Below are 9,934 nucleotides of genomic sequence, written 5' to 3' on the forward strand. Positions count from 1 at the left end.
TCTTATTTCTCTAAAAACCATATAGAAACATATATAGTTTTATACAAGTAAAATAGATTGAATTTTATATTATTTGATAAATAAAAATAGATAGGAGAAAATTTATGACTAAACTAACTAACAAACAACAACAAAATAGATCTGCTATTTTAGAAGTTTTATATACTAAACGTCCAATTTCAAGAATAAAAATTTCTCATCTTACTGGCATTACGCCTGCTACTGTTAGTGATATAACAACTGATTTAATGAATGAAGGCATCATTTATGAAATAGGAAGAGATACAGTAGAATCATCAGGTTCTGGTAGAAAACCAATACTTCTTGATATTGCTAAAAGAGCTGCCTATTTTATAGGAATAGAATTATCAGAAAAATTTTTCACATTTTGCTTAAGTGATAATTTAGGTAATGTTTATAATCAGTCTATTTTTAAAGCCGGTAAAGATTTTTTTCATATAAATGCAGATTTTTTAATCGATAAACTAAAAATTTTTATTGATGAAAATACAGCATTCACAATCAATTCAATAGGAATTGCTTTACCTGGTCATTTAAATATTAACGACTATAAAATAATTACTAATAATACAATTTGGAAAGATTTTAATCTACAAAAATTTAGAGATTCATTTGATATACCTATATATACTGAGAATAATGTTAATTGTATGGCATTATCAGTTCTATTATTTAATATTGTCAGAAGGAGGGAAAATTTTATATACTATCATATAGGTAGGGGGATGTTCTGTTCTTATATTCATAATGGAGAAATATATTCAAAAAATAATTTTCTTATAGGTGAAATTGGTCACACAATTATTAATCCTGAGGGGCAAAAATGTGAATGCGGTAAGAATGGTTGTCTTCAAACTTATTCAAGTGAAGCTTGGATTTTAAAGAAATCAAAAATTCTCTACAATAACTCTAGCACAACTTTTCTAAGACAGTTCGCATCAACAGCTGACGATATCGATATAGATACTATTATTAATGCATATGAAATTGGCGATGAGGGAGTTTTAAATATCATTAATACAGCAATTAAATATCTTGCAATATCTCTTACAAACTTATCTATGATATTAGATACAAATGTAAATTATATACATAGTGAATTATTTAAGAATAATTCACTAAAACAAGAATTAATTGATAATGTTAATAGTCATTCATCTATTCTCCCTATAGATGAATCTACCTCTACTGAGATACTTAAATATAGTGATTTAGATGGTGCAATCGGAGCTTGTTCACTAGCAGTAAAATATAATCTTATTAATTCAATTTAATATTTTACCGTTTAGATTTAAAAAAGTATAAGTAATACTTTTAAGTATTACTTATACTTTTTTATTCTATATATTTATGCCTTAACTCTCTTATTAACTTGTTCACCATTAAATAATGTATATATATCTTTATGTCTAGATTTTGCCATTACATTTACCAAAGCATATCCTATAGAACTATCAACAAAATGATGTAATATTGCTCCAACTCCTGTTACTATTAATAGTTGATATATGTCAAATCCTATAAAAGGTATTACAACTAGAGCTTCTAAGCCACCATGTATTATAGATGTAAATAATGACATCTTCAAATATGATTTATTCTTTTGGATAACTTTAGCTCCAACATATCCAACTATTATATGAGTAGCTGCTCTAAGCACCACAGGCATTGGCATACCTGCTAATAAAAAACCTAAAGTTGATCCTATACCTGTAACTATTGCAACCATAGGTGATATAAGTATAGCAATAAACATAGGAACATGTGATGCAATAGTAGCGCTAAACGGAGGTATATAAACCTTTAAAAATCCAAATTGTATTGGAATTATAATTGCGAGTGCAGTTAAAAGTGCTGCATACACCATTTGCCTTATCTTATTATTCATTTTTAATCCCCCTTTATACATGAATATGTACCAGTGTATATACACCAGTATATATTTATAATCTTCATTTGTAAATATTAATTATGTAAATTATTAAAATTCATTCAAAAACAATAAAACTAAAAAAAGAGTAGACTATTTTATAATCTACTCTTTTTAGTATATTTAAAGTAAGAGAGATGATTAAAATCATCTCTCTTTAAAATATTATTTAATTATTTTATTTATTTCATGTATTAAAAGTTCATTCTCTTCATGCTTTAATATACATACTCTAAAGAATTTATCACTTAATCCTTCAAATGAAGAACAATTTCTTATCACTATACCTTCTTTTAATAGAATATTATATAACTTCTCTGATGTCATGTCATCTTCTTTTATTTCGCATAGTATAAAGTTACCATGACTTTCATAAACCTTTATTCCTTTTATTTTTCTTAATTCATTATCTAAATATTTTCTCTCTTCACTCATATGAATTATTGTACTATCTATATACTCATCATCCTTAAACATTATTTCACCCATTAAAGTTGCAAATATATTTATATTCCATAAGTCTAATTTTTTTAAAATATTATCCTGTACCATTTTATTAGATATAAGTCCATATCCAAGTCTTATACCAGGAGTTGAAAAGAATTTTGATGTTCCTCTAATAACAAAAAGATTTTCATGTTCATCTATTAGATGTGTTGATGAATATTTTTTAGTATTAGTGAATTCTATATAAGTCTCATCAATCATAAAAAATGTCTTTGTTCCACTTAACAATTCCTTTATTTCATCTTTATTAAAAGCAAATCCCGTTGGATTATTAGGATTACATATAATAACTAAATCATAATTCCTAGCTTTTATTTCTTTTTTTAGATCATTTACATTTATTTTAAATTCTGATTCCTTTTTTGCAAAATACTTAACTATATTACACCCTATCTTATTCAGCTCTTTCTCATACTCAGAATATGCCGGAGAAACAAGTAATGCTTTTTTAGGATCAATAGTATTTATAAATGCTGATATAAGCTCAGTTGCACCACTTCCTAACAGAATATTATAAGGCTTACAATTACAATAATCCGATATTACACCTTTAAGTTCTTTATATTCTGGATCTGGGTATATTGAAACCATATCTACATTATCTATAACAGATCTTTTAGCTTTCTTTGAAGCTCCAAAAGGATTTATATTTGAACTAAAATCTAAAATTTCACTTTTTTTAATTCCAAGTTTACTAGCTAAATCAAATAAATTAGCTCCGTGATTAGTTGTCATAGCTATTCCTCCTAAGTTTTTTATACTTACTATTATAATAGACTTTCAAAAAAATAATAGCTTCTTAGAGAATCTCTAAGAAGCCAAACTATTATTTCTTCATCTCTTTTCCCACTATAGAATTATTTTTTCCATAAAAGAAATATGCTAATAGTATAATTACTAATACTATAGCAAAAATAATCCAAGTGCTTAATGACAAATTGACCATTAAGAATATGCAACATAGTGTACCAATTACAGGTATAATAGGAACTAATGGTGTTTTAAAACTTCTTTCTATATTAGGATATTTTTTTCTAAATATAATAATAGAGAATGACACCGTACCATAAACAAGTAAAAATGCTATACTTGCAAAATTAGCTAAATCTTTTAAATTAAAAAACCCTGCTAAAACTGATGATAGTATCCCTATTGTCCAAAGAGACACATATGGAACGTCATTTTTGTCTTTTTTGCTAAATATCTTTGGTAACAGTCCATCCCTACTCATTGTTGATAATATTTGTGATGTAGTAAAATTCCCTGCAAATATTACTGCAAGTATTCCAATTACTGTACCCAATGAAACAATAAATGATACCATTGGCCTTCCAGCTACTTTTAAAGCATATGAAAGAGCATCTGGAACATTTAAGTTATAATATTTAGTTATTCCTGTTAATACTAATGATACTGCAATATATATCAACACACATACTAATAATGATGATAAAAGACCAATTGGTAGTGCCTTTTTAGGATTTTTTACATATGGTGCTGCTGATGCTGTTGCATCAAAACCACAATATGCAAAAAATACTGATGATGCACCAGTTATTACTCCTGTAGTTCCATAAGGCGCAAATGGGATCAGGTTACTTGAATGCATATGCATTGCCCCTACTACTAAGAATAATGCTATTACACCTAATTTTATTATTACCATAGCATTATTTACTTTTTTACTTGATTTTGTACCACAAGATATAACAAATGTAATAAATATTATTGAAAAAATTGCTGGCAAGTTTACAATACCACCCTGTGCTGGAATTGATGTTATTGCTTTTGGTAAATGTATATTTAAAACATCTAGCAAACTTAGAAAATAACTTCCCCACCCTGATGCTACTGTAGCAGTAGATAGAACGTATCCAATAGCAATACATAAACCTGCTATATAGGCAATAATTTCACCTAATGTTACATATGTAAAAGTGTATGATCCACCAGAACTTTGTATACTTGCACTAAGTTCTGCATAACACAAAACAATAACTGCCGCTGCAATGGCACCTAATACGAATGATATTGCAACTGCAGGACCTGCTTCTTTTGCTGCAACGATTCCAGTTAGAACCATTACTCCAGTACCAATAACTGATCCTATACTCATTAGAGTTAGATCTAATGTACCTAGGGTTTTGTTAGCCTCTCCAACTTGCTTAGAAACACTCTCGAAACTTTGAGTCCTAAAAATACTCATATAATCACCCCTTTTTTTTATGATAGCTTCTTATTAAATCATTAAAGGTATTATGGAAATATTTATGATTTAATATAATTATGTAAGTTTCTATAAACAATTATAGCAACATTTATGCCAAAGGATTTGTAAAGTTTTTTTCTAAATAGTAAACATTTATTTATTATAAATAAACTTATTCTACTTATTATATTAAGTAAATTTTGATTTTATTTTATAAATCCAGTACACTTTTATTAATATTATGTATATACTATAAGTTATGAACATACGCACAGAGGAGGATATTATGAAAACTTTCAAAGAATTAAACTTAAATGATAATATAATTGCAGGTTTAGAAAAACAAGGAATTACTACTCCAACAGAAATTCAAAGTCTTACTATTCCTGAAATATTAGATAATAAAGATGTTATAGGTGAAGCTCACACAGGTAGCGGTAAAACTTTAGCCTTTTTAGCTCCACTTTTTGAAAAAATTGATACAAGTAAAAAAGAGTTACAAGTTTTAATACTTGCGCCAACTCGTGAACTTGTTATGCAAATTGAAAAACAATCAAAATTATTAGCTGAAAATTCAGAAATGCCAATTAATACAGTGCCAATAATTGGTGATGTTAATATGGATAAACAAATCAAAAACCTAAAAGGACTTAAGCCTAATATAATAGTTGGAACTCCAGGAAGAGTTTTAGATTTAATAAGAAAGAAAAAAATAAAGGCTCATACAATAAAGACAATAGTTCTTGATGAAGGTGATAACTTATTAGATAATACTCACGCAAGAACTATACAAGATATAATTAAGACTACAATGAGAGATAGACAACTTTTAATATTCTCTGCAACAATAAGCTCAAAAGCTATGCCTATAGCTAAAGATTTAATGAAGGATCCTATAATATTTAAAAATGAAAAAAAGGCTTCTTTAAATCCTAATATTGAACATATGTACATAGAAGTTGAGGAAAGAGATAAAGCTGAAGTTTTAAGAAAGCTTATAGCTGCTGTTAATCCAAGCAAAGCTATTGTATTTATAAATCGTGGTTTTGATGTAGAAATGATTGCAGATAAATTAAATTATCACAATAAAAATGCTTTTGCTATGCATAAGAGAATAACAAAAGAGCAAAGACAACAAGCATTAGAAAAGTTTAGAAATGGGAACATAAATATATTAGTTTCATCAGATATATCAGCAAGAGGATTAGATATTCAAGATATAACTCATATTATAAACTTAGATTTCCCTGCAAATGCTAATGAATATCTTCATAGAGCAGGTAGAACAGCAAGAGGAAATGCTCATGGAACTACTATTTCATTGGTTACAAAAAAAGAATTCCCAGCTCTTAGAATTTACGAGAGAGAATTCAATATAAAGCTAAATAAAAAGCAATTATCACATGGTGAATTAGTTTAATATTTATATAAAAAAATAGATGGGTTATCCCATCTATTTTTTACTCTAATGCAGATAAAGCAAAACTTTTCCCCTCCCAAGCTCTACTCTTCCATCTTATAAGAACAAGTATAGCTCTAAACCACTCATCTAGTGCAAATCCTATCCATATTCCAACCAGACCAAAACCTAGTTGTATTCCTAAAATATATGCACATCCAACTCCAAAAAACCACATTGAAAATACTCCAATATATACTGGAAATTTCACATCACCAGTAGCTCTTAAAGCATTTATTCCTACTATATTTATTGCTCTACCAGGTTCTAATAATATTTCTATTATTAATACGCTAGAAACTATACTTATTATATCTTGATTATTTGTTATTAATTCCATCATTGGATGTCTAAATAAAACAATACCACAGCTAATCATTATAGATACAACTATAGCTCTTTTTATACAATATACGCATAAGTTATATGCTTTATTATTTTCCCTGTTTCCAATAAACTGTCCTATAAGTATACTTCCACCTTGCCCTAACGCTACAGAAAATATAAATGTAAAAGATACTATAGTAGTTAAATAACTTTTAGCAGACATACTATCTATACTTATCATATTTATAAAACTAGTAATTACAAGTTGAGACAAACTATATGAAATCTGTTCCGCCGCTGACGGTATACCAATCTTTAGAATATTAACTAAATGTTCCATAGGGAATGGTCTAAATAAATATATTTTAAATTTATGCATAATTACACTATATACTTTACCACCTAAGATAAATAAAGCTACTATCTTACTTATAACAGTACCAATTGCAGCTCCACTTGCTCCAAGCTCTGGAAGTCCAAACTCACCAAATATAAGTCCATAATTGCATACCACATTAACTATATTCATGATAAGTGTTACATTCATACATATTCTAGTTAAGCTATATGATCTTAATATTGCTGTAAAAGTCATAAGAATAGCTTGTACAAAAATAGTTCCACCAACTATTTTCATATAGCTATTTCCTATAGGTATTAATTCAGGTGACGCCTTTAAAAGTGTAAACAACGCTCCTGATAAAATAACTACTGCTATACTTATTATTATCCCAATAATTAAATTTACTCCTATAGATACCCCGCATAACCTAACTATATCATCTTCATCACTTTTTGCACCTAAATGTTGGGCAAGTAATATTGCTGTTCCAGCGGTTATTATTCCAAACATTAAATTAACCATCCAAATTAATTGATTTGCAATTCCAACTGATGCAACAGCTAAATCTGAATATTTACCAAGCATTATAGTATCTAACCCACCAAGTAATGAAAATAATAAACTTTCAACAAATATTGGCCAAGTTATATTCTTTAATTTCCTATTTATACTCTTATCACTCACTTTTATAACCTCTCTTAAAATAATAGTTGAATCGTTTCCAAAAAAAATATTATATATCTTCTTTAACTACTACATCTATTGCTATATAAATTTTTGCTACTATATAATAGATCTTCTAATACTCCTTTCCTATTTTTAACGTTTTCATTATAGCATAATATTTATAATATTCTATCCTTTATTATAAGATTTATTATATATTTTTTACTCTATGAATAGTATATAATTACGAATAATAATTTTTAATAAGGTGATATAATGACTTCTTATATTTTGTATATATTATCTATATCATTATTGATCTTATCTTTTATAAAAGATAAGAAAAAAACAATTACAGCTATTAAAACTTCAGTTAAATCCTTTGAAAATATAATGCCACAATTTTTAAGCATTATAATTTTAATTGGAATTATATTATCTATATTAAATCCAGAAACTATATCATCTTTGATTGGAAAAGATTCTGGATTTTTTGGTGTAACACTTTCTTCTCTTATAGGATCTATAACTGTTATGCCAACCTTTGTTGCTTTTTCAACGGGGAGTACTTTGCTTCAAAATGGAGCTGGTATATCTCAAGTTGCAGCACTTATATCAACCCTTACGTTAGTTGGATTTATGACCTACCCACTTGAATCAAAATATATTGGTAAAAAGGCTGCATTTCTTAGAAACTTTGTAGCTTTTCTATTCTCATTTATAGTAGCCTTAATTTTTTCAAAGGTGGTGATTTAAGTTATGAAAACTCTTTGTAAAATAGCTAAGAGATATTCTTTCTTTTTAATTTTACTATTTGTACTTTTTGCATTACTTTTTATAAATTATAGCATCGCTGTAAATACATTTGAAAGCGTAAAATCTAGTTTTCTACAAATGCTTAGCGTACTTCCACCTATAATGATACTTCTTGGTCTTATGGATGTATGGCTACCAAGAGAAACATTAGTTAAATATATGGGCGATAACTCAGGTATACTTGGGGTATTCTTTTCTATGTTACTTGGTTCCCTTGCAGCCGGACCTATGTATGCAGCATTTCCTTTTACAGCTCTTTTACTAAAAAAAGGTGCTAAATTTAGTAATATAATTATATTTATGAATTCTTGGTGTGTAACTAAAATATCTACTCTTTTATTTGAAATATCATCTTTAGGATTTAAATTTACCTTTATAAGACTTCTAATAGATATACCTGGCGTTATACTAATGGGATACTTAGTCTATTACTTTATGGATAAAAAATCTTTAGAGAATGTATACTCTAATTCACTTTTATAATTTAAAATATTATTTAAATTTAAAAAGGCATCTCACTATATAAGATGCCTTTTTAATTATAAAACAATTACTCTATCTTTCAATTATTTTATAATTTTCTTTTATATAATTTGTTACCGCTATAGCATTAATTATATTTTGCAATACCATTTTATCATCTTTTAAATTAGTATTATCAAATATACTTCTTATCTTACCAATTGTTTTGCTACTTGGTAATTCAATATTATTTTCATCTCTAAGATTGTTTAAAAAACCTATAAAATAATTATAAATACTATGGTATACTTCAGAATTATTTTTCACAATATTATAATTATTATAATATAGAAGATTATAAGCAATAGATTTAATATATATATTGCTATATAATATAAATTTATCAATCGCTTCTATTTGAAGTTTTGTGTTATATAAACTTATTTTATTAGCTATATTATAATATTTATCTAATGATATTTTAATTTTATTCCAATTATCTACTCCACTCATATTTTCTTTTACGTCTTCAATTATCTTTATCTCTTCCTCTATAATATTGTTTATATAATCATAAACAGCATCATTTATCTTATATGGAAGTATAAATCTATTTGCAAAAATAGCCATAGCTACACCTATTGAAACATATAAAATTCTTTCTAATAATGTTGAATACTCTCCCATAGTTATAGATGCCAAAACAATTGATGCTACCGTATTAAAGGCTACTGATTTATCATACTTTGTAAAACCTACAGAAATAATAATAGATACTATAAAAATAATAATTTTTATTTTATTGTCTAATGGAAAAGCAAATATTATTAATACAATCCCTGAACCAATTATTGTTCCTTTGAATCTTAGTAAAGCCTTTGAAAATGTATCCTCAAAAAATGGTTGAGTTACAGTCATTACAGATATAGGAATCCAATATAACTTAGATGAATTAAAGTAGTTATTTATAAATAGGGCTATAGTTACTATTGTAGATAATCTAATTGCAAATCTAAAATTAATTGAATTTAAATTTAATCCACTTATCCAAGTCTTTATAAATTCTTTGAATTTCGATATACCTTTTATTTTATTATTACTCTTACCTCTACTTATCTTAACTTCATTCATTATTTCTATATCTTTAATTTTAATTAATTGTAATATCTGAAAAATTATATAGTATTCATTTGA

General features: G+C 26.8%; 9 protein-coding genes. 4 read left to right on the plus strand and 5 right to left on the minus strand.

From position 1 onward, the window contains the following. Window positions 1-104: 104 nt before the first annotated feature. Complete coding sequence (locus JOC62_RS18785) at window positions 105-1,295, plus strand: ROK family transcriptional regulator (RefSeq protein WP_204596800.1); 1,191 nt, start codon at window positions 105-107, stop codon at window positions 1,293-1,295. Window positions 1,296-1,369: 74 nt separating this feature from the next. On the opposite strand, the gene JOC62_RS18790 is transcribed toward JOC62_RS18785, so the two are convergent. From JOC62_RS18790 to JOC62_RS18800, 3 genes are all read right to left on the minus strand, one after another. Further along, window positions 1,370-1,909 (minus strand): ECF transporter S component, encoded by a 540-nt coding sequence (locus JOC62_RS18790; RefSeq protein WP_204596801.1) that lies wholly within the window; start codon window positions 1,907-1,909, stop codon window positions 1,370-1,372. A gap of 207 nt (window positions 1,910-2,116) precedes the next feature. After that, complete coding sequence (locus tag JOC62_RS18795) at window positions 2,117-3,193, minus strand: pyridoxal phosphate-dependent aminotransferase (protein WP_204596802.1); 1,077 nt, start codon at window positions 3,191-3,193, stop codon at window positions 2,117-2,119. 91 nt (window positions 3,194-3,284) lie between these two features. Beyond that, window positions 3,285-4,664: an APC family permease gene (locus JOC62_RS18800; protein ID WP_204596803.1), complete on the minus strand. Its 1,380-nt coding sequence runs from the start codon at window positions 4,662-4,664 to the stop codon at window positions 3,285-3,287. Between the two features lie 286 nt (window positions 4,665-4,950). Between JOC62_RS18800 and JOC62_RS18805 the strand changes: the two genes are divergently transcribed. After that, a complete protein-coding gene (locus JOC62_RS18805) occupies window positions 4,951-6,087 on the plus strand; it encodes a DEAD/DEAH box helicase (RefSeq protein ID WP_204596811.1) in 1,137 nt (378 codons plus the stop codon). Window positions 6,088-6,127: 40 nt separating this feature from the next. Here the strand turns inward: JOC62_RS18805 and JOC62_RS18810 are convergent, their stop codons facing one another. Then, a complete protein-coding gene (locus JOC62_RS18810; RefSeq protein WP_204596805.1) occupies window positions 6,128-7,480 on the minus strand; it encodes an MATE family efflux transporter in 1,353 nt (450 codons plus the stop codon). 258 nt (window positions 7,481-7,738) lie between these two features. Between JOC62_RS18810 and JOC62_RS18815 the strand changes: the two genes are divergently transcribed. Both JOC62_RS18815 and JOC62_RS18820 read left to right on the plus strand, forming a co-directional pair. Further along, entirely contained in the window at window positions 7,739-8,218 is a 480-nt protein-coding gene (locus JOC62_RS18815) for a permease (protein WP_204596806.1), read from the plus strand. Window positions 8,219-8,221: 3 nt separating this feature from the next. Continuing rightward, window positions 8,222-8,761: a permease gene (locus JOC62_RS18820; RefSeq protein ID WP_204596808.1), complete on the plus strand. Its 540-nt coding sequence runs from the start codon at window positions 8,222-8,224 to the stop codon at window positions 8,759-8,761. Between the two features lie 72 nt (window positions 8,762-8,833). Here the strand turns inward: JOC62_RS18820 and JOC62_RS18825 are convergent. Continuing rightward, window positions 8,834-9,934, minus strand: a 1,101-nt coding sequence (locus JOC62_RS18825; protein ID WP_204596810.1) for an FUSC family protein, incomplete at its 5' end; no start/stop codon positions are given.

It is taken from the genome of Clostridium sardiniense, assembly GCF_016907995.1.
Classification (GTDB): Bacteria; Bacillota; Clostridia; order Clostridiales; family Clostridiaceae; genus Clostridium; species Clostridium sardiniense.

Excerpts from the sequence above, each read along its gene's own strand:
- JOC62_RS18785 (WP_204596800.1), top strand. The coding sequence starts at position 105 with ATGACTAAACTAACTAACAAACAACAACAAAATAGATCTGCTATTTTA.
- JOC62_RS18790 (WP_204596801.1), bottom strand. The coding sequence starts at position 1,909 with ATGAATAATAAGATAAGGCAAATGGTGTATGCAGCACTTTTAACTGCA.
- JOC62_RS18795 (WP_204596802.1), bottom strand. The coding sequence starts at position 3,193 with ATGACAACTAATCACGGAGCTAATTTATTTGATTTAGCTAGTAAACTT.
- JOC62_RS18800 (WP_204596803.1), bottom strand. The coding sequence starts at position 4,664 with ATGAGTATTTTTAGGACTCAAAGTTTCGAGAGTGTTTCTAAGCAAGTT.
- JOC62_RS18815 (WP_204596806.1), top strand. The coding sequence starts at position 7,739 with ATGACTTCTTATATTTTGTATATATTATCTATATCATTATTGATCTTA.
- JOC62_RS18820 (WP_204596808.1), top strand. The coding sequence starts at position 8,222 with ATGAAAACTCTTTGTAAAATAGCTAAGAGATATTCTTTCTTTTTAATT.